Below are 22,711 nucleotides of genomic sequence, written 5' to 3'. Positions count from 1 at the left end.
CACCGGCTGTGAGTGAGAATCGAGACAGCGCGCAGCTGGCAACCGCATTGCCTGCGTCACTCAACCCTGTGACAACCGAAAGTCTCTATGAAGAAGATTTTTTCCATCCTCGCTTTCATGCTCGTCTCTACGGCTGCTTTGGCAGCTGCACCGTGCTGTGACGGCGCCGACTGCTGCGGCGAGACCGTAATGCCCTGCTGCGAATAAGTCGCTCAGGGTCCGAACTCAACACAAAAAGGCTGGCGCCAAGGCGTCAGCCTTTTTTCATTTCGAGCTTGAGCCAGCCACCGCAACGGCGATCGGATCGCCAGTTCTAGAAACCAAAATGCTTGCGTAAGGTGTCGGCCAAGGCCTTCGCGCGTGACGCCGCTTGCGCGTCCCTCTGGCTGTCCTGCTCGATGAGGCCGATGCACTGTTCGACGACCAGTCGTGCAAACGTCTCGTGATTGATCTCTGTCCAGGTATTGCTTTGACCCGTGCAGTGGTCTTTTGCTTCCTTCATTTCCGTGGCTTGGATTAGCAGCGTCTTGATTTTTTGATTCATGAAAATCAGCAGTTCTATAAGGAGTGGTTTGATTCGATTGGCGTATTTTGAAGGTGACGCCGGTTGTGAGCGCAGACCCTGAATGTCGCTCTCAGGGAGGCCTGCTCGAAGCGAGTCCTCTCTTCCTGCCGAACTGCGCCAGCCACCGCACATAGACCAACTCGGCGGCGAGCTCGACCAATGTCTGCGTGACGATGATGGCCGGCAGGAGCGGAATCGCACCCGGAACGATCAGGGCCAGCGGGAGGACCACCAGAGAGTTGCGCGTTCCGGCACTGAAGGCCACGGCGCGGCCAGCCGTCGCGTCCAGGCGGAACAGCCGGCCGACTCCCCAGCCGATCAGCGGCGCTGCCAGCGCAAAGGCGATGTAGACCGGCACCACGCTCAAGGCGGCATCGATGGCCGAGCCGAGTTGCGGTACCACTGCGAGGATCACGATGAACAAGACCAGGGCTGTCGCTGGCACTGGCAGAAGACCCAGCACGCTCGACGCTCGGAGGCCAACCGGGCTCTTCGTGGCCCACAGCTGCACGGCAGCGGCCAGGACCAGCGGCACGGCAATCAGCCACACGAACGCATGCACGAACGGACCCAGTTGCACCAGACCGGCTGACGCGTCACCAAGAAAGAGGCGCAGGTAGACCGGCAGCAGCAGCATCTGCGCGATCAGCAAGGTGGGCGTGGCCGCCAGGAGCAGCCGGGCATCGGCGCGGCCTAGGTGCGCGAAGGTCACCACGTAGTCGATGCAGGGTGCCAGCAACACCAGTAGCACGCCCAAGCGGATCAGCGGGTCCGGTGGCAGGAACTGGACGAGCACCGCCACCAGGAGCGGCACCAGCACGAAGTTCGTGACGAGCAGGGCCGCAAGGAACCGAACCCGGGAGAACGCATGACCCAGCTCGGCAAGCGGCACTTGCAGGAAGGTCACAAACAGCATCAGGGCCAGGGCCGGATTGATGGCGTTTTCCAGCCTCTGAGTGCCCACGACCTGCGTGGACAGGCCCAGCGCCAGGGCGACGGTGCAGAAGTAGATGGCGACCTGATGGGTTTCTAGGCGGTCTCGGAGGTGTTGCATGGGAAGCCCTGAGCCGTGTGTGGCGCGCGTGCCCGGTGGTCGGGCAGCCGCTCGACCGGCAGTGTGAACGTGGTGGTCTCAGATGGAACGCAGGTTGACACGCTTGGACAGGGCTTCTGCGCTTTCCCGCCGCTCGCTGTAGCGGTCCACCAGGTAATCCGCGCAGTCGCGCGTGAGCAGCGTGAATTTCACCAACTCCTCCATCACGTCGACCACCCGCTCATAGTACGGCGAGGGCTTCATGCGCCCGTCGTCCTCGAACTCCAGGAACGCCTTGGCCACGGACGACTGGTTGGGGATCGTGATCATGCGCATCCAGCGCCCGAGCACGCGCATCTGGTTGACGGCGTTGAAGGACTGCGAGCCGCCTGAGACCTCCATCACCGCCAGCGTCTTGCCTTGCGTGGGTCGCACCGAGCCGATCGCCAGCGGAATCCAGTCGATCTGCGCCTTGAGGATTCCCGTCATCGCGCCGTGGCGCTCCGGGGATGTCCACACCATGCCCTCGGCCCACCGCGCGAGGTCGCGCAGCTCCTGCACCTTCGGGTGGTCCTCAGGCGCCGCGTCAGGCAGCGGCAGGTCTCGAGGATCGTAAATGCGTGTTTCACACCCCAGGGCCTGCAGCAGGCGGGCCGCTTCCTCGGTCAGGAGCCGGCTGTAGCTACGCTCACGCAAAGACCCGTAGAGCAGCAGGATGCGGGGTGGGTGGGTCGCCCGTGACGGAGAAAACAGGCGTTGAGGATCGGGCAGGTGGAACTGGTCCGCATCGAGGTTTGGCAGGTCAGGGCTTGGCAACACGCTGGCCTTTCTCATCGAGCACGGCGTCACCGTCTTCCTTGGTGAACGGACCTCGCTGCAGCGCCGGCAAGAGGTCGAGCACCGCTTCGGAGGGCCGGCACAGTCGGGTGCCGACGGGTGTCACCACGATCGGCCGGTTCATGAGGATGGGATGCTGCAGCATGAAGTCGATCAGCTGCTCGTCGCTCCACTTCGGGTCGCCCAGGCCAAGCTCGTCATAGGGTGTGCCCTTCTGACGCAGCACCTCGCGCACGGGCACGCCCATGGCCGCGATCAGCCGCTTCAGGGTGGCACGGTCGGGCGGCGTCTTCAGGTACTCGACGACAGCAGGTTCCGCGCCGGTGTTGCGAATCAGCGCGAGCACGTTGCGCGAGGTCCCGCAGTCGGGGTTGTGATAGATCGTGATGTCACTCATGGATCGGTCTCGATGATGGAAAGGGGGGGAAGGAGGCGTTCAGCCGGTGCTCAGTCGGATCGCCAGCGCGGCCAGGGTGATGGCCAGGACCGGCACGGTCAGCACGATGCCCACCTTGAAGTAGGCACCCCAAGCGATCGTGATGCCCTTCTTCGAGAGCACGTGCAGCCACAGCAGCGTGGCGAGGCTGCCGATGGGCGTGATCTTCGGACCCAGGTCGCAGCCGATCACGTTGGCGTAGATCATGGCTTCCTTGACCACGCCGGTGGCGCCGGACGCATCGATGGACAGCGCGCCGATCAGCACGGTGGGCATGTTGTTCATGACCGACGAGAGGAGGGCCGTCAGGAAACCCGTGCCCAGGGCGGCTCCCCAGACACCGCTTCGGGCGAAGACGTTGAGCAGGGACGCGAGCTGGTCGGTCAGTCCGGCATTCCTCAAGCCATAGACCACCAGGTACATGCCCAGCGAGAACACGACGATCTGCCAGGGCGCGCCTTTGAGGACCTTGCGGGTGTCGATCGGACCGCGCGCCGCAACCGCCAGCAGCAGCACCGCGCCCACCGCGGCGACGGCACTGACCGGCACGCCCAGCGGCTCGACGCCGAAGAAGCCCACCAGCAGCAGCACGAGGACCACCCAGCCGGCCTTGAACGTGGCCGGATCACGGATCGCATCCCGGGGAGCCCTCAACTGCGCCATGTCGTAGCGCGCCGGGATGTCGCGGCGGAAGTACAGCAGGAGGACCGCCAGGCTTGCCAGGACCGAGGCGATGTTCACCGGCACCATGACCGAGGCATAGTCGGCGAAGCCGATCTTGAAGAAATCGGCCGAGACGATGTTCACGAGGTTGGAGACGATCAGCGGCAGGCTGGCGGTGTCGGCGATGAAGCCCGCCGCCATGACGAAGGCAAGCGTCGCGGCCGGTGAGAACCCGAGCGCCACGAGCATCGCCAGCACGATCGGCGTGAGGATGAGCGCTGCGCCGTCATTGGCGAACAGGGCCGAAACTGCCGCGCCCAGCAGCACGATGCATGCGAAGAGGCCTCGGCCGGTTCCACCACCCCAGCGCGCGACGTGCAGCGCGGCCCACTCGAAGAAGCCCGCCTCGTCCAGCAGCAGGCTGATGACGATGACGGCGATGAAGGCCGCCGTGGCGTTCCAGACGATGTGCCACACCACCGGGATGTCGGCGAGCTGAACCACACCTGTCAGCAGAGCGAGTACTGCACCCAGCGATGCACTCCAGCCGATGCCCAGGCCGCGCGGCTGCCAGATCACCAGGACAAGCGTGAAGACGAAGATCGAAAGAGCGACAAGCATGTCAGTGGTTTTTGGAGGTGTTGTGGGGACAGCGCTTGGGGAGTGATGCCATCAGCGCCCGATCGGGCAGCGCTGCAGCTCAGCTCTCGGAGATGCGGTTCAGAGCGCGCTGCAGTTCGGCATCGGTCATCGTGTCCAGCGGCAGCGCGAGCAACTGCACCATGCGGTAGCCGATGGCCTGACGCGTCAGTTCGAAGGCCACGCGTTTGCCTTCATCGCCACCGGGCGCGTTGGACGGGTCCGGATACCCCCAATGGACCTTGACGGGACTGCCCGGCCAATACGGGCAGGTCTCCTGCGCAGCACTGTCGCAGACGGTGATGACCACGCGCATGGTCGGCACCTCTTCTCCCACGAACTCGTCCCAGCTCTTGCTGCGGTAGCCCGACACATCCACGCCGGCACGCGTCAGCGCCTCCAGCGCGAACGGATTGAGCCGGCCGCTGGGTGCACTGCCGGCACTGAAGGCCTGGACGCTCTTGCCAGCGGCCTTGGCCAAGTGATTCAGCATGCCCTCGGCGAGCACACTGCGTGCGGAGTTGTGGGTGCACAGGATCAGGATGTTGGTGTTCATCTCGTCAAGCAGTCAGCGGGATCAGGGAGGGGGAGGAATGGGCAAGCAACGCTGGCATGCATCAGCAGTCACAGGCCAGGGTCTTGCCGTCCACTGCGCAGGCCTCGCCTTGACAGCAGTTCTCGGTGAGGTAGCCCAGGAGTGCGTTCATCTGGTCGAACGATGCCCGATAGACCAGATAACGGCCCTGTCGCTCCTGAGAGGCCAAGCCCGCGTTCGTCAGTTCCTTGAGGTGGAAAGACAGGCTGGTCGCTGGCAGATCCAAGGCTTCGCTGAGCGCACCAGGCGTCAGGCCTTCCTGACCTGCCACGACCAAGGCACGGAAAACGCGCAAACGACTGGATTGGGCCAGCGCAGCGAGAGACTTGACAACGGTTTCTTCTTCCATAATTCAATTTTTATTGAATGATTGGATAAAAGCAAGGAAGTGAGAAAACAAAGGCCGAGTTTCGCGGGCGCGAAATTTTCGTCAGAGCGTGACGATCTCGGTAGGCAGAGCGCCCAGGCCGGTGTCCTGATGACGATACGCAGCCCGGTCCCAGGCTCGAAGCAGCCGCGCATAGACAGGATGGTCTCGATCGAAGATGGCATGGCCACCCGGGTCGCCCACGATGTCCAGCAGCAGCAGGCCCGCTGCAGGATCGGCATGCTTGAGCGAGTAGACCGCCAAGCGGTCACTGGTGCGTCCGTAGGGGGTCGCGTGTTCGTCCTCGGCCTGCTGGTCCCAGGCTGCAAGATCGACGGGGTCGAACGGCCGGAGGTGGACGTGGAACGCGAAACTGACCTTGTTGCCACTGACTGGCCGGTTGGGCTTGTCTCTGCCGAAGAACCAATGGTCTTGCGTTGCGATCCTGCCCTGAGCGTCAATGACCTTCCACTCGCGGATCAGAGAGGCAAGTTCCTGTAGGTCTTCCCGGGACCCGATCTTCCTTGCAAGCTCAGGGTCAAAGTGCACGCTCAAGACAGCCGCAGCTTCTTGCGGCGAGCTCAATTTTTCTGGAGACCGTAGGTGTCCTCGATGCGGCGTGCGCGTTCGTCGGCATCAGATGCCTCCCAAACGTCCCGCTGGAGGTTGCGGGCCAAGGACAGGTGCTGCGCAGACGGTGGACCTTGACGGCGGATGCGCCGAGGCGGCTCCGGACGCGCCACAGCACTGCCCTGGGCATCTTCGATGTCCAGCACAGGTGCATGAGAGGTGACAAGAGGCCGGTGGTCCATGCCTTGATTGTCCGTAGAAACCGGGCCGAGCGCAATTTGCTGCCCAAGAGGCTGGATGCTGGAAGTGATGAGCGCTGAGATTGTCTTGAGCAACAGAAACGCAACAAAGTTCTCGAAGTTGGGTTTCCCGCTCTAGAGGCTCAGGCACTACTTAGGGTTTCCGCGTAGCAGCGTTTATCATCGCGCCACCTCTTGGGGAGTAGCCAGTTTCCACGTACGTGGAAACGCCTTTCGTCAACACACTCGGCGTCTCACACGCTGTGGCGAAGGCAACCGTTCTCGGTTGGCGAGACCATTGGCATGTCCTCCGCGATGCAAGTCGGGCCGCGGAAGCATGTCTTTGTGCTTGCCCGACGCGAAGAACGATCGACCCCATGAACCTCGCATCCACTGCCATCCTCGCACTGGCAATGTCCACCGATGCCTTTGCCGCCGCCGTTGGCAAGGGCACGTCCCTTCAGAAGCCGCGCTGGTCGGAAGCCCTGCGAACCGGCGCCATCTTCGGCGTCATCGAAGCGCTGACACCGCTGGCCGGATGGGCTTTGGGACTCGCGGCCGCCAGCTACGTCAAGGACTGGGATCACTGGATCGCGTTCGTGCTTCTGGCCGTCCTGGGCGTTCGCATGATCCTGGCGGCTGCCAACGCCTCGGACGAGGATGACAAGACCAAGCCCACGAAGCACGGCTTCTGGCTGCTGGCCATCACGGGCTTTGCCACCAGCATCGACGCGATGGTGGTGGGGGTCGGCTTGGCATTCCTCGATGCCAACATCCTGCAGATTGCGCTTGCCATCGGACTGGCGACCTTCACCATGGTCACGCTGGGCGTGATGGTGGGCCGTGTGCTGGGCAGCGTCGCTGGACGCTGGGCTGAAGTCCTGGGTGGCGTGCTGCTGATCGGCATCGGCAGTGCCATCCTCTACGAGCACCTGTCGGCGGTCGTTTGAGCCTGATGTGAGTTGCCATCGATGAGGCATCGTCACTTGGCCCTGCCTGCCGTGCGCGGTGGGCTGCTCGCTCTGCTGGCGGCTGCGCTCTTCGGCGTGAGCACGCCGCTGGTTCAACACTTCAGCGAAGGAATGGGACCGTTCACAACGGCCTGCCTGCTCTACGCCGGCGCCGCAGCGGTGGGCGCGTTGTCACGCCAGCGCATCGAGCGCGAGGCGCGTCTGATGCGCGGCGATCTGCCACGCCTCGCGGCGATGGCCGCCTTCGGCGCCGTCCTGGGTCCGGTGGCGCTGGTGTGGGGTCTGCAGCACACCAGTGGCACAAGCGCCTCGCTCATGTTGACCCTGGAGGCGTTGTTCACGGCCATCCTGGCGCGCTACCTGTACCAGGAGACCATGGACCGGCGCGTCTGGACCGCCATGCTGCTGCTGCTCGCAGGCGGCGTGGCGCTGGTGCTCGACCAGGGACGCGGCGGCGGGACCCAGCTCTGGGGTCTGCTCGCGGTGCTGGTCGCGACCGCGGCCTGGGGAACGGACAACACGCTCTCGCGGGCGCTGGCCGAGCGCGATCCCGGCCAGGTCGTGCTGGGCAAGGCAGCGATCGGCGCTACAGCGACGCTGGTCCTGGCGCGTGCCTTCGCGGAACCGTGGCCATCCCTTGAGGCAGCGGGCATCCTGCTGCTCATCGGTGCCACCGGGTACGGTCTGAGCCTGCGCTTCTACCTGCTCGCGCAGCGTGCCTTCGGAGCGGCCAGGACAGGATCGGTGTTCGCGTTCGCGCCCTTCATCGGCGCGGGCTTGGCCATTGCCCTGGGCGACCGCAGTGGCTCCTGGGTGATGGCGGTCGGCGGGATGCTGATGCTGCTGGGCGTGGCACTCCACCTGATGGAGTCGCACGGTCACGAGCACCGACATGACCAGCTCACGCACGAACATGCGCACACGCACGGCGACGGACACCACGACCATGTGCACAGCGATTTCGTCTCGGGCTCGCACAGCCACGCTCACACGCACGAGCCGATGTCGCACGCCCATGCGCATGTGCCCGATGCGCACCATCGGCACGTGCACTGAGGCGCCGATGGCCATCCCTAGGACTGCGATCTGTCCTGCCAAAATCAGCACCACCGTGGAGGCGACCTCATAACGATGCGGTTGATTTGCTAGGAGCCGGTTGGTTGCAGGCCCTAATAAAGCGCTGCGGTTTGCGGAAAGAACAACGCTGGACGACCTCGGTTTAACGCACCAGCAGGAGGTTGGTTGAGAGTCCGACCAGTGCGCAAGCTGTCAGCAGCAGCACACCGATCTTGAAACCGACCAGGGCCACCGCAGCCGCCATTTTTATGAGGGGGGATACGGCGTCGAAGCGACCTCCTGACCTCTAGGGCCACAGCATGCGGTGCGCAACTCATAACAATGAACATCGCTCTCGTGGTCACTTGTCCTGTTGATAAATCACATATGACTGACTTATCATTAAGGCAATTGAAAAAAGCCGACACTATGTCGGCTTTTTCCATGCTTTAGCTTTGAGTTATTTATTCTCTTGTCTTACTCCTAGCTCGTTAGTCTCATTGTTGATCTCCACGGGAAGGTCACTCGATTTCCACGCTTGCCAGCTTCCGGGCACGTTCGACACCTTGAAACCATGTGACTGCAGCAGGCTGGCTCCGATGGATGCACGATAGCCACTGTCGCAGTGCACAGCCATCGCCTTGGTCTTGTCCAGCGTTTGGAGTTGACCAGGCAGGTCCGGCAGAAAGATGTGTCGCGCACCGGGGATATGGCCTTTGGCCCATTCTTGCGGCGATCGAACATCGAGGACTGACACCTCATTTGTTTGCGCATTCTGTTGGGCCAGCGCTTTGACATGAAGCTGCGGCAGGGATTCCAGCTCGTACCCGGCGTTTTCCCACGCCGACATGCCGCCCACCAAATAGCCCGCGAATAGGTTGAATCCGGTGCGTGCGAAGTGATGCAGGACGGTGGGCAGCTGCGCATCGCTTTCGATCACCAGCAGCAGCGGCCTGTCCGGCTCCAGCATCCACCCAGCCTGGATGGACAGCGGACCCCCAGCGCCGATGTTGAGGGCGCCCGGAATGTGTCCGCCGCCGAACGCGAGCATGTGGCGCGTGTCCACCAGGACGTTTGCTGGGTCCGAGACGGCCTTTCTGAACTCCGCCGGCGGTAGAGCCGGTGCAATGAGTTTGCCGGCCGCCGCCGCAGGCGAGCTGGTGTTCATGTCCTTCAGGCGCGGGTAGTAGCGCGGCTTGGGCGGCAGATTCTTCAACGCCATCTCTCGGAATTTCGCTTCCGTGGACTGCCGCAGCAGATCGTTGTGTTCGAACTCATACCCGATGGTGGAGCAGAGCTTGTCTCCGATGGCCGCGCCGCACGGTGAGCCGTGCACATGGGTTGGATACAGCAACACGCCCGCATCCAGTCCTTGGAAGAACTCGTACAGCGTGCGGAACTGAGCCGACGTCAGTTCCTCGACACGCTCCGGCCCAAGCAAGTCGGTGCGGCCCGCCGTCTCCACCAGCAGGGAGCCGCCGGAGAGCACTGCGAACGGCGCATCCTTCGTCGCGGTTTTTGCGACCAACAGCGAAATGTGTTCGGGCGTGTGCCCGGGCGTGTGCTTGACCGTCAACCGGACGGCACCCAGCTCCAGGACATCGCCGTCGTGGACGGCCCGATGGGAAAATCCATACTCCGGCGCGTCATGACCACTGACGCAGACCTCAGCGCTGCCGGTGGCCGCAGCCAGCGCGCAGGCACCGCTGGCGAAGTCTTCATGGATGTGCGTTTGCACCACGTACTTGATGGTCAGGCCGCGCTTGCGCGCGAGTTCCAGGTACTGCTCGACATCCACCTGGGGGTCGACCACCGCGGCGACGCGAGCGGAATCGTCGCCGATGAGGTAGCTCGCGTCGCCCAGCTCACGGGTCAGTAGTTGCTCAAAAACGAGTGCCATTTCACATTCCTTTGCTGTGGTGATAAAGGTAGGGGGAACGGATGTCGGATTCAACCGGCCTCAGAAGGCCTGGGGTGGAACCGATCGAAGTTGAAGAGAAGTACGCAAACGACCAATGCAGCGATCGGGCCGGCTGCAGGGTGAAGAATGAATGCCACCACAGGCGCCAGCAGGATCAGCTGACGCAGGGCCCAGCTGTAGAGCACGCCCGCTTTGCGCACATAGGCCGTGCCCGCACGAGTCCAATGCTTCCTCGCCTCCGAATCGACCGGCATGCCGCCGATGAAGCCGGCATGGTTGTAGTACCGCACGGCCATCACGGAGGAAACCAGCGACGCGAACAGCAGGGCGAGGAGTACCAGTTCCATCGCCAGGCGCGGCGTGAAATTTGGAAGCGGCGATGTCGCGTCGCCGAACTGCGCATGCAGGGAAGGCACGGCAAGCGTCACGGTTCCCATCAACCCAAGCGCGGCCGTCGATGCGGTCATCGAGGCTGACATGACCGCGTTACGCAAGGTCTGGACAGCCAGGATTTCCGAGCCCTTTTGCGCCGACACCGCTTCAAACCAGTCCTGACGCAGATTGGCGTGCACCGTCCGGGCCATGCGCTCCGGGCGCCGGCGCTGCGCCATCGCCAGCGATGTCTCGTAAGCGAGCAGGACCGCCAAGGTCAGCAGCGCGGCAAGCCAACTCAGGGCGAAGCTCATTTGTTCACGCGTGGCTTGGTTGGGCAGCGCGCTGGCGGCGCTCGAGCAGTTCGAACACGCCCATGCCGATCAGCATGGCGGCGACGAACACCACTGCTTTTTTCTCCCCCATGCCCAGCGCAACGAGTGCAGGTCCAGGGCAGAAGCCGGCAATCCCCCACCCGATGCCGAACAAGAGGCCGCCGCCGATCAGACGACGGTCGATCTTGTTGGCCTTGGGCAGCTTCATCTCGGCACCCAGGAAAGACACCGTTCTGCGGCGTGCAACGGCGAAGGCGATCAGCCCAACGGCGATGGCGCCAGCCATCACGAAGGCCAGCGACGGGTCCCAACGGCCAGCGAGGTCCAGGAAGCCAAGCACCTTGGCCGGATTGGCCATGCCCGAGACGATGAGGCCCAAGCCAAACACGAGGCCGGCGAGCAGGGATGTCAAAACGTACATGGTGGTCTCCTCAAAGCCCGAACAGGTGGCGAGCGACGTACACGGTCAGGAATCCGGCGCCCATGAACGATGCCGTGGCAGCGAGCGAGCGCGGCGACAAGCGCGACAGGCCGCTCACGCCATGGCCGCTGGTGCAACCCGACCCATACCGCGTCCCCACCCCCACAAGAAGTCCGGCCGCAACCAAGGCTGCGTAGCCGGCGTCGATCTGGAGGCTGGGCACGTTGTTGAAAAGCAGGTACGCCAAGGGTGCGCTCACCAAACCGAGCACAAAGGCGAGCCGCCAGGCGACATCGCCCTTGACCGGTTTCAACAACCCGCCGAGCACGCCGCTGATGCCGGCGATGCGGCCATTCAGAAGAATGAACATCGCTGTAGCGATGCCGATGAGCACGCCGCCGGCCAGGGACGACCAGGGTGTGAAGACGCTCCAATCGATGGACATGGGTTACTCCTTGGGACAGTACAAGCGGTACAAAACCGACAGCATTTCGAGCAGGCGTTCATCGGCCACGCTGTAGAAGATGTTCTTCCCGTCCCGACGCGTGCTCACGACGGCCTCGTTGCGCAGGACGGACAGCTGTTGCGACAGCGTGGGCTGACGGATCTCCAGCGTTTCTTCGAGATCACTGACGCACATCTCTCCCTGGGAAAGCTGGCACAGCAGCAGCAGCCGGTCGGTGTTGGCAAGCACCTTCAGTGCGGCCACGGCTTCAGTGGCTGCGTTTCGCAGCAGCTCGGGCGTGATGGCGGTGGGTTTGGCGTTCATGAGTTCTGGAAAGATTGACATTAATATACTCAAACATATAATCAATGTCAATAAACTGAACAATGAGGTACTGCATGGCTGCCCGAACCCACATTCAATCGTTCTTCGATGCCAAGACCTGGACCGTCTCGTACGTCGTCACCGATCTTGGAACCCGGCAAGCGGCGATCATCGACCCGGTCCTGGACTACGACTTCAAGTCCGGGCACACGGACACGAACGCTGCCGATGCCGTGCTCGCGTACGTGAAAGCCGAAGGGCTCACGGTGCAGTGGATTCTTGAGACGCATGCGCACGCGGACCATCTGTCGGGCGCGCGCTACCTGCAAGAGCATGTGGGTGGGCGCATCGCGATCGGCGAGCACATCCGCGAGGTGCAGGCGACGTTCAAGAAGATTTACAACCTCGAACGGACATTCTTGCCCGACGGCAGCCAGTTCGACCATCTCTTTCAAGACGGTGAGGTGTTCAAGATCGGCGATGTCGAGGCGACTGCGCTACTGGTGCCTGGTCATACGCCAGCGGACATGGCTTACCTGGTCGACGGCGCCGTTTTCGTGGGCGATACCCTATTCATGCCCGATGTCGGCACCGCCCGCGCCGACTTTCCAGGTGGCGACGCCCACGTGCTGTACCGGTCGATCCGCCGGCTCCTGGCCCTGCCGTCCGAGACGCGGGTCTTCGTATGCCACGACTACCCACTCAAGGGTCGGGAGGCTAGGTGGCAGACCACCATTGCGGAGCAGAAGGCGAGCAACATCCACGTGCGCGATGGCATCGGCGAAGCGGAGTTCGTCGCGATGCGCAAGGCGAGAGACGCGACGCTGGAGGTGCCCACGCTCATCCTGCCCTCGATCCAGGTGAATGTTCGGGCAGGCCAGCTGCCGCCCGCGGACGAGAACGGCATCGCCTACCTGCGCATTCCACTGAACGCAATGCCCAGGCGAAAGCAGCTTGATGCCAAGTAGCGTCCAGATCGGGCCGCTTGTCGTGCCCGTGGCGCTGCTCTTTATGTTCGCTGCCCTCGCAGCGGCTTCTTTCATTGGCGGACGCGCCGCTCGCAGTGTCGGTGTGGACGTTGAACCCGTGCTGTTCTGGTCGCTGGTGGTTGGCCTCGGGGTGGCACGGCTTGCGTTTGTTCTTCAGTTCAGCACGACCTACCGCGCATCGCCGCTGGCGGTCCTGGACTTCCGTGACGGCGGGTGGAAGCCGTTGGCGGGATTCGCCGCCGCTTGGCTGTTTGCCATCGCCTGGCAGTTCAAAAGGCCTGTCCTGCGCAAACCACTGCTGTCCGCCCTGCTTGCAGGCACTGCAATCTGGGGAGGTGGTCTGGCTGCCGTGTCGCTGCCTGTCGAGGAGCGCAAGCTTCCTGCGTTGGCGCTCACAAGCCTGCAGGGTGCCAGCATTGACCTCACGCAGTTCGAAGGCAAGCCCACGGTGGTCAACCTCTGGGCCACCTGGTGTCCGCCATGCGTGCGTGAAATGCCGGTGCTGCATGCGGCGCAGGTTGGTAACCCGGCCGTGAACTTTGTTTTCATCAACCAAGGTGAGTCTGCAGAGCGGGTTAGCCATTGGCTGGCTGCTCGCAACCTGCCGCTGCGCAATGTCTTCCTGGACCCGGTGAGTCAGGCGCTGAAGGCATTTGAACAGCGAGGACTCCCGACCACGCTGTTTTTCGACGCCACGGGACGGTTGATCAGCACGCGAACGGGCGAGCTTTCGGCATCGACGCTGGCTGAGAAGCTCGGATCCATCACTACCAGTGGCCCCTCACCCTTGAAGGCCCCTTGATCATCGCCCTATCGTCGACCGGCGCGTGCAGTTGCTCCATCGGTGCAGTGTTGCCCAAGGCGTAAACGCAAAGACCGAGCCGGTCCGCGCCGCAAATTGTTGGAAATCATTGGAATAGACAGGCACTGCCGTGCGTCTATGCAGTGTCTTTTCCACTTTTCCTTCAAAGGACTCCCATGAACAAGCACCTCGTCTCGACTCTCGTTCTCGCCATCGCCGCCGCGTCGGCTGGCCTCGCCCAGGCTGCCGCCCCAGTGAAGACGGCCGGCGGCATGCTGGTCAACACCAGCGGCATGACGCTCTACACCTTCGACAACGACACCGCCGGCAGCGGCAAGAGCGCGTGCAACGGCCCGTGCGCCGGATTGTGGCCGCCGGTGATGGCGGAAGCGGACGCGAAGCCCGAAGGCGACATGACTCTTGTCACGCGAGACGACGGGACCAAGCAGTGGGCCTACAAGGGCAAGCCGGTCTACCTCTACAAGTCCGACATGAAGGCCGGCGACATGACCGGCGACAACTTCAAGAACGTCTGGCACGTCATCAAGCCCTGATCAGCCTGGTCGGCACGAGGACGAACTTCCAGCCCATGCGCGCACAGGACGAAGCCGCGATCGTCGCCTGCATTCCCGGCCTGCGCCGTTACGCGCGCGGGCTGGTGTCGGACGCCACGCGTGCCGACGACCTAGTACAGGACACGTTGGAGCGGGCGTGGAGCCGGTTCTCGCTCTGGCAGAAACGCGGAGACGTCCGGGCCTGGATGTTCGGCATCATGCACAACCATTTCATCGACGGCGTACGGGCCAGGGGCAGCCGACCCGAGGACAGCGCGGGTGACGACCTGCCCGAAATCCCGCAGCGCGCCAGCCAGTCCGACGGCATCGAAGTCCGCGACCTGGACCGCGTCCTGCAGCGGCTGCCCGTGGAGCAACGCGAGGTGCTGCTGCTCATCGCGGTCGAAGAAATGAGCTACGCAGACGCCGCCATCGCGCTCGGCGTGCCCATTGGCACGGTGATGTCCCGGCTAGCGCGCGGCCGCGACAAGCTGCGGCAGGAACTGCAAGGCCGCGCGCCGGCAGCCCAAGCGGTCGCACCCCTGCGCAGGATCAAGTGACATGGACTCTCCCCCACTCAAACCCATTTCCACCGACGGCAGTAAGCCGGTGACCGAAGCCGATCTGCATGCTTACGCGGACCACCTTCTGGACCCGACCCGGCATGTCGAAATTGATGCATTCCTGGATGCGCATCCGGCCGAACGCGAGCGCGTGGACGATTGGCGCGCGCAGAACCTGGCGCTCAGGCAGTTGCTCGATCCGGTCCTGTCCGAGCCCTTGCCATTGCGCCTGCCGCTGAAGCCGGCGCCGGGGGCGGGCTGGCAGGAATGGCCGTGGCGCTCCCTGGCAGCCGGCGTGGCGATCGCGGTCGTCAGCACCGGGTCGGCCTGGTGGGGCCGTGGCGCCTACGACGGGCAACTGCAGCGCAGTGCCACGCTGGCCGCGGCGCGGGCGGGCACGCTCAATGGTTTTGCCCACCGCGCGGCCGTGGCCCACGTGGTCTACAGCCCGGACGTACGCCGGCCGGTTGAGGTCGGCGCCGACCAGGAGCAGGCGCTGGTCACTTGGCTGACCAAGCGCATGGGCACCGAAGTGAAGCCGCCCGACCTGCGCGCCCTGGGCTACGGGCTCATCGGCGGGCGGCTGCTGCCGGGCGATAAGGGACCGGTCGCGCAGTTCATGTTCGAAGGCGCGAAGGGCGAGCGTCTGACGCTGTACGTCACTCGCGAGGACGCCGGACGCGAGACGGCCTTCAAGTTCGGCCAGGACGGCCCAGTCAATGTCTTCTACTGGGTCGACAAGGACTTTGGCTACGCCATCTCTTCAGGCGACAGCAAGCAGGAAATGCTGCGGGTTGCGGAGGCGGTCTACAGCCAGCTCGAAGTGCGCAAGTAGTCTTGGCGCCCGATGGGCCAGGCATCGACGGGATTTCCGTTGCGGCCCATCGGCCAGTGGTCCAGCCAGTGTTGCAGCACGGCGACGTCATTCGCTCGACGCCGCCGGTGCAGCGCGTACCCCTGGCCCGAATGCACCAAGTGCACCAGATTGGTCGGCAGCGGTGGGCTCTGGTCGCCGAAATACCAGAAATGCCATGACACCAGGGCGTTGAGGCCCGCAATGTCTCGCGCGGCCTCGCTGTCGTCATGCAACGTGTTGGCCACCTGCTTCATCGAGCCGTTCGCCATCGCCCGATAGAAGTTGTCCGGGGGGCCGTCGCCGCCAGGTCGCTTGGCGACAAAGCGCGGGTCCGCCCAGTAGTTGCCCAGCGCCATGACTTCATCGACGCGCATCGCGTAGACGAGCTGGTCGTTGTGGCGGCTGCGCAGACCGACGATCCAGTCGCCGACACGTGCCGAGCGACGAATCTGCGGCTTGCACACAGCGAGCGAGCACCAGCCGTGACAAGGATTCGGCGACCCGCCGCGGTCTTGCCGCACGACGTAACGAAAGATGCGAGGGCCTCCGATCACATCGGGCTGCGCAGCACCACCTTCGCCGCATCCATCGGCCCATCGCCTTCGATGACCACGATCGATGCGGTCTTCGGATTGGCTTCTGACTGCAGACGAGCGACCTCGCGGATCTCGCCGATGGCCGTGCCGTTGGCCATCCCCATCGGGTTGGTCTTGAAGCTGGCGACGGGCACTTTCTGATCGCCCACGTAGATGCTGTAGACCGTTTCCGGCTTGAGTTTGTAGAGGAACAGTTCCAGCGCATCGACCACGCCGAAATTGCGTGCCACCACGAAGCCCTTGGCGTCGCCGGAATCGGGCATGAGCGGAATGTTGACCGGTGCCGCGTTCGCCAGCGGCTTCAGGTTGTCCGTGCCAGCGCCCGATGGTACGGCGTTCGAAACGTAGACCAGCGCCTGCGGAGCCTGTCCAATGGGCACCGCCGCGATGACTTTGTCGCTGGCGGTGTCGATCACCTGGACCGCATCGCCGTTCTCCAGTCCGACGTACATGCGCGTGCCGTCGTCCGATGGCCAGACGCCATGCGGCAGCGCGCCGGTCGCGATGGTGTTGAGCAGCTTCGCCTCGCCATCGGTCGTGTAGACCTTCACGACGTTCTCGCCACCCACGGCGATGTACGCCAGCGTGCCGCGCGCGGTTTTGGCGAAGCCAAGATGGTTGGTGATGAAGCCGGTGTCGATTACGCCGGTCACCGCCATCGACTTCACGTCGATGCGCGTGACCTTGCCGACGTCCTTGTGACCCATCCAGACCTCCTTGCCGTCCGGCGTGAACTGCAGGAACGGCGAGAACGGGCTCACGACCGGAAGACGCTTCACGACCTTGTACGAGCGCGTGTCGACCACGGCCACTTCGGGCGTGAAGCTCGACACCACAAAGGCGCGCCCACCGTCCGGCGTGAACAGCACCATGCCGGGGCCCGGCGCGGTCTCGATCCGGCGTTTTTCCTTGAAGGTCTTCGCGTCGATCACCGAGATGTAGTTCTCTCCGCGCACCACGGCCCAGACCTCCTTGCCGTCGCGGGTGAAGAAGGCCTCGTGCGGCGAGCGGCCGACGTAAGTCACGCCCTTGACCTTGTTGGTCGCCGTGTCGATGAAGGTCACCGAGTTCGAGCCGTTGGCAATGACGACCAGCGTGCGGTGGTCGGGCGAGAAACCGAGGCCGTGAACGTTGATCTCGCCCTTGTAGATCGGCGACAGCACGTCGGGGCGCTGGTTGCCCAGCTTGATCTGGCCGAGCAATGCGTTGGTGTTCGGGTCGATCACCGACACCGTGTTGGTGTTCTGGTCTGCGGTGTAGACGCGGTCGCCGGGATTGGAAGCTGCCGATGCACCGAAAGATGCAACGGCCAGCGCCGTGGCAAGGACAAGGGGTTTGAGTGAATTCATGAAAGGTCCTTCTTCGACGTGTCTGGAGCGACTACTTGGTGGGTGATGCGTGGCGTGCGAGCCAGCCCTGCATCAGCCGGATCTCGTTGGCCTGCTCGGTGATGATTCCCTGCGCAAGGTTGCGCACTTCCGGGTCTTGCGTGTTGAGCAGGATCGACTTGGCCATGTCGATGGCGCCCTGGTGATGGGGAATCATCATGGTCATGAAGTCGTGCGCGGGCTGGCCGTTCATGGGTGCGGTGCGCATGTCGTGGTCCATCACGGCCATGGCATCACCCATCAGCGCATCGAAGGGCTTGGCCGTGCTGGCCATGAAGCTGGGAGGCACGACGCCCTCGGCTTTCATACCGTGCGCGTGCATGTCGGCCGCCTGCGTCAACGTGCTCACTGCGACCAGCAGCCCGAGGATGCCCGCGCGAACGAAGCCGCTGCTCATGCCGCTTTCTTGTTCCATGCGCTGCACCAACCCGCGGCAGCGACCTGCTTGCCGGCGAACAGCGGGCAGCCGCCCGTCGCTTCCTTGGGCTTGCCTTGAAACAGCTGACAGTTGGCGCAATTCTGGCTGACCGCGTGATTGGGGAATTTCTTGGCGTCGACCTTGGTGGTGTCTTCCTTGTAGCCGAGCGCCACGGCCTGAGGATCGGTCTCGGCCAGCTTCGGGCCGCCGGACTGTGCGTGGGCGGCGGAGACGGACAGCGCAGTTGCCGCGCCGGCAACTTGCAAGATGAAAAAGCGGCGATTCGTGGGAGTCATTTTTGGATCTCGTGAGGGTTTTGTCGGTGCCGGAATCTTTGCTACGGTGATGAGAACGCGTCTATTGCTTCAAGACGAACGCAGCCAGCGCCTTCACCTCTTCGGGTTTCAGCGCTGCGAAAGGCGGCATCGGCACGCTGCCCCACTTGCCGACGCTGCCGCCACGGATGCTGGCCTCCAGCTTCGACTGCGCCTGCGGATCGGCCTTGTACTTTTCGGCAACGTCGTGATAGCCCGGACCGACGATCTTCTGGGTCAAGCCATGGCAACTCAGGCAGGCGTTGCTCGCAAGAAGTGCCTGCACGTTTACGCTCGCGCCACTGGCTGGTGGCGTGGCCGCAGCACCCGGTGACGTTGGCGGAGCGGGCGGCGCTGGCGCGGGTGTGGAGGCGGCGATCACACTGGCGTCTGTGGCCTTCGCGGACCCGTAGGCGACCGCCAGATAGGCACCCACCTGCTTGACTTCGTCGTCACTGATCGGCGCACCGTAGGTGTGCTGCATCTTGGCCATCTCGGCGGTCCACTGCGTCTGCGTCATCCCGGGCGGCTGGTAGTTGACGTAGTCCGCCGAATGGCAGATCGCGCATTTCTGCATCGCGATGGCGTAGCCCGGCAGCTTCGACGGGCGCAGCTTCGAGGTGTCGGGCAGCAGCTTGATGTCGGGCGGCGCGGCCAACGCGTTGAACGCGATCAACACGCAGCAGCCAAGAACGGCACGGGCCAAAAAAATGGTGGTTTTCATGGCGTGTCTTCAGGCGATGGTGACCGGCGTGGACTCGACCACATGGCGGCGGTAACCTGCCGGATTCCAGTCCACCGTGGCGGGCTGGCCTTCGCCCTTCTGGTTGGTCGCACGGACCATGAGCACGGCTCGGCCCTTCTTCGCGAAGCTCACCGGCACCCGCCATTCGCGAAACGAGAAGCGCCCCAGATCCTTGCCGAGCGTCGCCGCCTTCCAGCTCCGGCCGCCGTCGATGGAGACTTCCACCGTCTTGATGCCGGCACCGGCATCGAAGGCGATGCCCTTGAGTTCGATCGATCTGGCCGAAGGCAGGATGCCACCGGCCTGGACGCTGGTGATGAAGCTGCGCACGGGCAGCGTCGAGATCGGCCGCGTCTTCGCCACTGCGGAACCCGGTGCCACGCACTGGCAGTCGTTGTCGGGCACGCGGTAGGCGGTCGTCATGAACAGCGCGTCGTGACCGTCGAACACATGGTCGATGACCTCGATTTCTGAGAGGTGCTTGACCCAGTAGGTGCCGAAGTAGCCCGGCACGATGAGCTTGACCGGGTAGCCGTTGAGGAACGGAAGGTCCTTGCCGTTCATGCCCCAAGCGAGCATCGGTTCGTCCTGCAGCGCGTGTTCGATTTCCAGCGCCTTGCGAAAATCCGAGGTCGCGGGCAGCACCGGCGTGTCGAGGCCGTTGAAGGTCACCTGTCGGGCACCCGCAGCCACACCCGCCTTCTCGAGCACCTTGCGCAGCGGCACGCCGACCCATCGGGCATTGCCCATCGCGCCATTGGCGAGCTGGGCGCCGAAGACGCGCGGCGACGAGTACCCGCGGCTGTTGCCGGAGCACTGGTTGACCGCCACCACCTCCACCGGCTCGGCCAATGCCTTCAGTTCGGCCAGCGACAGGTTCAACGGCGTGTTGACCTTTCCCTTGACTGTGAGCCGATAGGTGGCAGGGTCGACCGCCAGCGGGATGTTGGCCAGGTGGTAACGCACGAAGAAGGCGTCGTTGGCGGTGATCGGCCCTTCGTTGAAGACTGAGAACGGCGTTTCCAGATGCGGCGGCCGGGTGTGAACGCGAATCAGCGGCCGTTTTTGCGGGTACGTCACCATGGGGCGCGGTCCGTCGGCAAAGGTCACGCCTTCGCCAGTATCGCGACCAGCCGCCAGCGCGGCGAGTGGCGACGCACCCAGCGCGAGAAGACCGGCGCCCTGGACGAAGCGCCGACGGGATGGAGCGCGCTGGGCGTCGTGCTGCGCGGTGGGTACGGTTTTGCGATCTGATGTCATGGGTTGTCTCCACTTATTCGAATGACACGGTGGCGGCTCAGCATGTCTTCGGCCCCTGTTCGGCGAGGATCGCTTCTCCGCAGAGTGACTTTCAGTTGTCCGCAAGCGCTTTCTTCACGGCGCGGCCTTTTGCATCTTTGCCGCAGGCGCAGCCAGCGTCGCCTCCACACGGTTGCTCGCCAGGTCGACCTTGGCAATCCCCAAGTCTTCGTTCAGCACATAGGCCGTCTTGCCGTCGCGCGTGAAGACGATAGCCTGTCGCGGTTCCTTAAAACCCGTGATGGTGGCGACCACGGTCCTGCTCGCAACATCGATGACGGACAGCGAGTTGTCGCCCAGGTTGCCGGCGTAGATGCGCTGGCCGTCGGGCGACAGCGCCGCGCCGTACGGGTCCTTGCCGACCGCGATCGTCGAGTCGATGGCCCGCTTGTCCAGGTCGACGACCGCGATGGTGTTGCTGCCACTGTTCGCCCCGAAGAGCGTCTTGCCGTCGGCGGTGACAGAGATCGCGCGCAGCTTGTTGAAGCCGGTGATCTCGCCGTCGATCTTGTTGGTCGCCGTGTTCACGATGGTGATCTTGTCGCCCATGAAGTTCGTGACGTACAGGGCCGATCCATCGGGACTCAGGCGCACGCCCTGGCGCGGCTGCGCGAATCCCGTGATGACGGCGCGCGGCTCGCCGCTCGCGAGATCGAAACGCGTGACGGTGCTGGCCGCCTGGTTGTTCACGTACATCGTGCCGCCGTCCTTGCTCAACACGGTGCCGAAGGCGCCGGGCCCCGCGGGCAAGGTGCTGACCGTTTTCAGGCTGGAAGTGGCGATCTTGGCCACGGTGCCCCGGCTGCTGTCCGAGACGTAGAAAAACTCGCCCGACGGCGTAAACACGATGTTGCGCGGCGTCACGAAGCCATTCAGCACCTTGCGTACCTTGCCGGTCTTCAGGTTGTAAACGACGACGTCCGGGCGTTCGCTGTACGACACCACGGCCGTGCCCTCGTCCGGGCTCAGCGCCAGCGAGTTGTTGTGGATGGCGCCGTCGAAAGTCCAGCGCTGCGTCGCACTTGCGGACGCTGCGACAGGCGCAGGTTGTGCCATGACCGTCGAAGGGATCGAGGCGAGTGCCGAGGTGGCGAGGCACAGCGAGAGTGCAAGAGGACGGAGTTTCATGAGATTCTTTCGGTTGTCTGGATGGATGGACGAATGGCGGGGGCGATTTATTCCAGGTCCACCCTGTCAGTTGAGGATTGCAGTGATGCCCGCGTTGATGGCGAAGCCGCCGCACACCAGCCAGACGAAGAGCACGGCCGCCAGCGCCAGCGGCTTGATGCCGGCCTTGCGGATGGCCGAGACGTGCGTCGTCAGCCCGAGGCCGGCCATGGCCATCGCCAGCAGCACGGTGTCGATGTCGATCACCTGCGTCACCACCGCATGGGGCAGCAACGCGAGCGAGTTGAGCCCGGCGACCGCCACGAAACCGAGGGCGAACCAGGGAATCACGATGCCGCCGCGTGGCGAGGCTTTGCTTTCGTCGCCGCCGTCGACAGCATCGGCATCCTTGGCACCGGAGCGGGAGAGGTAGGCGGACAGGATGATCAGGAACGGCGCCAGCATCATCACGCGGACCATCTTGGCGATGACGGCGGTGTTCGCAGCCTGCTCGCTGACGGCGCGACCGGCAGCGACCACCTGTGCCACTTCGTGGATGGTCGAGCCGGCGAACACGCCGTAAGCGGTCGGCGACAGGTCGAACAAGCGGTACTGAGCGATCAGGTGATACAGCACCGGATACAGGAAGATCGCCAGCGTCCCGAACACCACCACCGTGGCCACCGCCACCATCACCTGCTCGGCGCGACCGCGCACGACGGGTTCGGCCGCCATCACCGCTGCTGCGCCACAGATCGAACTGCCGGCGCCGATCAGCATGGCCGTCTTGCGGTCGAGGCCGAACACCCGCGTGCCGAGGAAGCAAGCCAGGCTGAAGGTGCTGCACAGCACCGTGGCGTCGATCGCGACACCGGTCCAGCCGACATTGCCGATGTCCTGGAAGGTCAGGCGCAGGCCGTACAGGATGATGCCCAGGCGCAGCAGCTTGGCCTTGGAAAAGGTCACGCCCGCGCCGGCCATTGCGCCGAGGCGCGGATAGACGGTGTTGCCCACCACCATGCCCAGCACGATGGCCAGGGTCAGGGCGCTGATGCCGTTGGATTGCAGCCAGCCGATCTTGCCCAGCTGGATCGACGCGAATGCCAGGGCACCCGTCAGGGCGAGGCCGGGAGCCAACTCGCGCAGACGCTGCATGGCAGCAGGGGTGTGCGTCAGGGGGGCTGCGGAAGTGGCGCTGTGCATCGATTTCTCCATCGCGTCGTTTTCGGAAGGCATGAACGAACTTTGAACCGGCGTGATCTATCAGACAAACGGATACTTCCGCTATAAC

Annotated in this window: 29 protein-coding genes; 7 read left to right on the top strand and 22 right to left on the bottom strand. The window is 63.9% G+C overall.

Features of this window, described 5'->3' with window-relative positions:
• Positions 1 to 313: 313 nt before the first annotated feature.
• From AC1MLT_RS22150 to AC1MLT_RS22110, 9 genes are all read right to left on the bottom strand, one after another.
• A complete protein-coding gene (locus AC1MLT_RS22150) occupies positions 314 to 544 on the bottom strand; it encodes a hypothetical protein (RefSeq protein ID WP_481036548.1) in 231 nt (76 codons plus the stop codon).
• A gap of 91 nt (positions 545 to 635) precedes the next feature.
• On the bottom strand, positions 636 to 1,619 hold the full coding sequence (locus AC1MLT_RS22145) for an arsenic resistance protein (protein ID WP_481036546.1): 984 nt from the start codon (positions 1,617 to 1,619) through the stop codon (positions 636 to 638).
• A gap of 78 nt (positions 1,620 to 1,697) precedes the next feature.
• Entirely contained in the window at positions 1,698 to 2,432 is a 735-nt protein-coding gene (gene arsH, locus AC1MLT_RS22140; protein WP_481036544.1) for an arsenical resistance protein ArsH, read from the bottom strand.
• Positions 2,401 to 2,832 carry an arsenate reductase (glutaredoxin) gene (gene arsC, locus AC1MLT_RS22135; RefSeq protein ID WP_481036543.1) on the bottom strand — a complete coding sequence of 144 codons (432 nt, stop codon included), beginning with the start codon at positions 2,830 to 2,832 and terminating at the stop codon, positions 2,401 to 2,403. The genes arsH and arsC overlap by 32 nt, the downstream gene beginning before the upstream one ends.
• 39 nt (positions 2,833 to 2,871) lie before the next feature.
• Entirely contained in the window at positions 2,872 to 4,155 is a 1,284-nt protein-coding gene (locus AC1MLT_RS22130) for an arsenic transporter (RefSeq protein WP_481036541.1), read from the bottom strand.
• Positions 4,156 to 4,234: 79 nt separating this feature from the next.
• Positions 4,235 to 4,729, bottom strand: coding sequence for an arsenate reductase ArsC (locus tag AC1MLT_RS22125; protein WP_481036540.1), 495 nt, complete (start codon positions 4,727 to 4,729; stop codon positions 4,235 to 4,237).
• Positions 4,730 to 4,790: 61 nt separating this feature from the next.
• The gene (locus AC1MLT_RS22120; protein ID WP_481036538.1) at positions 4,791 to 5,117 is read right to left on the bottom strand and encodes an ArsR/SmtB family transcription factor; all 327 of its coding nucleotides are present in this window, start codon (positions 5,115 to 5,117) and stop codon (positions 4,791 to 4,793) included.
• An 81-nt stretch (positions 5,118 to 5,198) separates the two neighbouring features.
• The gene (locus AC1MLT_RS22115; RefSeq protein ID WP_481036537.1) at positions 5,199 to 5,690 is read right to left on the bottom strand and encodes a hypothetical protein; all 492 of its coding nucleotides are present in this window, start codon (positions 5,688 to 5,690) and stop codon (positions 5,199 to 5,201) included.
• A 26-nt stretch (positions 5,691 to 5,716) separates the two neighbouring features.
• Complete coding sequence (locus AC1MLT_RS22110; RefSeq protein ID WP_481036536.1) at positions 5,717 to 6,040, bottom strand: hypothetical protein; 324 nt, start codon at positions 6,038 to 6,040, stop codon at positions 5,717 to 5,719.
• Positions 6,041 to 6,321: 281 nt separating this feature from the next.
• On the opposite strand from AC1MLT_RS22110, the gene mntP reads away from it, so the two are divergent.
• Together mntP and AC1MLT_RS22100 are read left to right on the top strand one after the other, a co-directional pair.
• A complete protein-coding gene (gene mntP / locus AC1MLT_RS22105; RefSeq protein ID WP_481036535.1) occupies positions 6,322 to 6,894 on the top strand; it encodes a manganese efflux pump MntP in 573 nt (190 codons plus the stop codon).
• A 21-nt stretch (positions 6,895 to 6,915) separates the two neighbouring features.
• Positions 6,916 to 7,971: a DMT family transporter gene (locus AC1MLT_RS22100; RefSeq protein WP_481036533.1), complete on the top strand. Its 1,056-nt coding sequence runs from the start codon at positions 6,916 to 6,918 to the stop codon at positions 7,969 to 7,971.
• 460 nt (positions 7,972 to 8,431) lie between these two features.
• On the opposite strand, the gene AC1MLT_RS22095 is transcribed toward AC1MLT_RS22100, so the two are convergent.
• The 5 genes from AC1MLT_RS22095 to AC1MLT_RS22075 are packed head-to-tail and all read right to left on the bottom strand — an operon-like array spanning position 8,432 to position 11,789.
• On the bottom strand, positions 8,432 to 9,871 hold the full coding sequence (locus AC1MLT_RS22095) for an MBL fold metallo-hydrolase (RefSeq protein ID WP_481036532.1): 1,440 nt from the start codon (positions 9,869 to 9,871) through the stop codon (positions 8,432 to 8,434).
• A 50-nt stretch (positions 9,872 to 9,921) separates the two neighbouring features.
• Positions 9,922 to 10,578 carry a DUF599 domain-containing protein gene (locus AC1MLT_RS22090; protein ID WP_481036530.1) on the bottom strand — a complete coding sequence of 219 codons (657 nt, stop codon included), beginning with the start codon at positions 10,576 to 10,578 and terminating at the stop codon, positions 9,922 to 9,924.
• A gap of 4 nt (positions 10,579 to 10,582) precedes the next feature.
• On the bottom strand, positions 10,583 to 11,020 hold the full coding sequence (locus AC1MLT_RS22085) for a DUF6691 family protein (protein WP_481036529.1): 438 nt from the start codon (positions 11,018 to 11,020) through the stop codon (positions 10,583 to 10,585).
• 10 nt (positions 11,021 to 11,030) lie between these two features.
• Entirely contained in the window at positions 11,031 to 11,465 is a 435-nt protein-coding gene (locus tag AC1MLT_RS22080) for a YeeE/YedE family protein (protein WP_481036528.1), read from the bottom strand.
• A gap of 3 nt (positions 11,466 to 11,468) precedes the next feature.
• The gene (locus tag AC1MLT_RS22075) at positions 11,469 to 11,789 is read right to left on the bottom strand and encodes a metalloregulator ArsR/SmtB family transcription factor (RefSeq protein ID WP_481036527.1); all 321 of its coding nucleotides are present in this window, start codon (positions 11,787 to 11,789) and stop codon (positions 11,469 to 11,471) included.
• 74 nt (positions 11,790 to 11,863) lie between these two features.
• On the opposite strand from AC1MLT_RS22075, the gene AC1MLT_RS22070 reads away from it, so the two are divergent.
• The 5 genes from AC1MLT_RS22070 (at position 11,864) to AC1MLT_RS22050 (ending at position 15,532) form a co-directional block, all read left to right on the top strand.
• Complete coding sequence (locus AC1MLT_RS22070; protein WP_481036526.1) at positions 11,864 to 12,757, top strand: MBL fold metallo-hydrolase; 894 nt, start codon at positions 11,864 to 11,866, stop codon at positions 12,755 to 12,757.
• A complete protein-coding gene (locus AC1MLT_RS22065; RefSeq protein WP_481036525.1) occupies positions 12,747 to 13,580 on the top strand; it encodes a TlpA family protein disulfide reductase in 834 nt (277 codons plus the stop codon). Before AC1MLT_RS22070 ends, AC1MLT_RS22065 begins: the two co-directional genes overlap by 11 nt.
• A gap of 176 nt (positions 13,581 to 13,756) precedes the next feature.
• Positions 13,757 to 14,134 (top strand): COG4315 family predicted lipoprotein, encoded by a 378-nt coding sequence (locus AC1MLT_RS22060; protein ID WP_481036523.1) that lies wholly within the window; start codon positions 13,757 to 13,759, stop codon positions 14,132 to 14,134.
• 35 nt (positions 14,135 to 14,169) lie between these two features.
• Positions 14,170 to 14,694 (top strand): sigma-70 family RNA polymerase sigma factor, encoded by a 525-nt coding sequence (locus tag AC1MLT_RS22055; RefSeq protein ID WP_481036522.1) that lies wholly within the window; start codon positions 14,170 to 14,172, stop codon positions 14,692 to 14,694.
• A gap of 1 nt (position 14,695) precedes the next feature.
• Positions 14,696 to 15,532 carry an anti-sigma factor family protein gene (locus tag AC1MLT_RS22050; protein ID WP_481036520.1) on the top strand — a complete coding sequence of 279 codons (837 nt, stop codon included), beginning with the start codon at positions 14,696 to 14,698 and terminating at the stop codon, positions 15,530 to 15,532.
• Here AC1MLT_RS22050 and AC1MLT_RS22045 read toward each other — a convergent pair.
• The 8 genes from AC1MLT_RS22045 to AC1MLT_RS22010 form a co-directional block, all read right to left on the bottom strand.
• Complete coding sequence (locus tag AC1MLT_RS22045; protein WP_481036519.1) at positions 15,505 to 16,107, bottom strand: Nmad2 family putative nucleotide modification protein; 603 nt, start codon at positions 16,105 to 16,107, stop codon at positions 15,505 to 15,507. The genes AC1MLT_RS22050 and AC1MLT_RS22045 overlap by 28 nt on opposite strands.
• Positions 16,104 to 17,498 carry a YncE family protein gene (locus tag AC1MLT_RS22040; protein WP_481036518.1) on the bottom strand — a complete coding sequence of 465 codons (1,395 nt, stop codon included), beginning with the start codon at positions 17,496 to 17,498 and terminating at the stop codon, positions 16,104 to 16,106. Before AC1MLT_RS22040 ends, AC1MLT_RS22045 begins: the two co-directional genes overlap by 4 nt.
• Positions 17,499 to 17,529: 31 nt before the next feature.
• On the bottom strand, positions 17,530 to 17,952 hold the full coding sequence (locus AC1MLT_RS22035; RefSeq protein WP_481036517.1) for a DUF305 domain-containing protein: 423 nt from the start codon (positions 17,950 to 17,952) through the stop codon (positions 17,530 to 17,532).
• Positions 17,931 to 18,251: a high-potential iron-sulfur protein gene (locus AC1MLT_RS22030; RefSeq protein WP_481036515.1), complete on the bottom strand. Its 321-nt coding sequence runs from the start codon at positions 18,249 to 18,251 to the stop codon at positions 17,931 to 17,933. Before AC1MLT_RS22030 ends, AC1MLT_RS22035 begins: the two co-directional genes overlap by 22 nt.
• 61 nt (positions 18,252 to 18,312) lie before the next feature.
• Complete coding sequence (locus AC1MLT_RS22025) at positions 18,313 to 18,993, bottom strand: c-type cytochrome (protein ID WP_481036513.1); 681 nt, start codon at positions 18,991 to 18,993, stop codon at positions 18,313 to 18,315.
• A 9-nt stretch (positions 18,994 to 19,002) separates the two neighbouring features.
• A complete protein-coding gene (gene sorA / locus AC1MLT_RS22020) occupies positions 19,003 to 20,274 on the bottom strand; it encodes a SorA family sulfite dehydrogenase catalytic subunit (protein ID WP_481036512.1) in 1,272 nt (423 codons plus the stop codon).
• Positions 20,275 to 20,388: 114 nt separating this feature from the next.
• Positions 20,389 to 21,441 carry a beta-propeller fold lactonase family protein gene (locus AC1MLT_RS22015; RefSeq protein WP_481036510.1) on the bottom strand — a complete coding sequence of 351 codons (1,053 nt, stop codon included), beginning with the start codon at positions 21,439 to 21,441 and terminating at the stop codon, positions 20,389 to 20,391.
• 66 nt (positions 21,442 to 21,507) lie between these two features.
• Entirely contained in the window at positions 21,508 to 22,623 is a 1,116-nt protein-coding gene (locus AC1MLT_RS22010; protein WP_481036955.1) for a YeiH family protein, read from the bottom strand.
• Between the last annotated feature and the right edge of the window lie 88 nt (positions 22,624 to 22,711).

Source organism: Variovorax sp. PEI5, from assembly GCF_056679935.1.
This window is presented reverse-complemented; position numbering and strand designations above follow the sequence as displayed.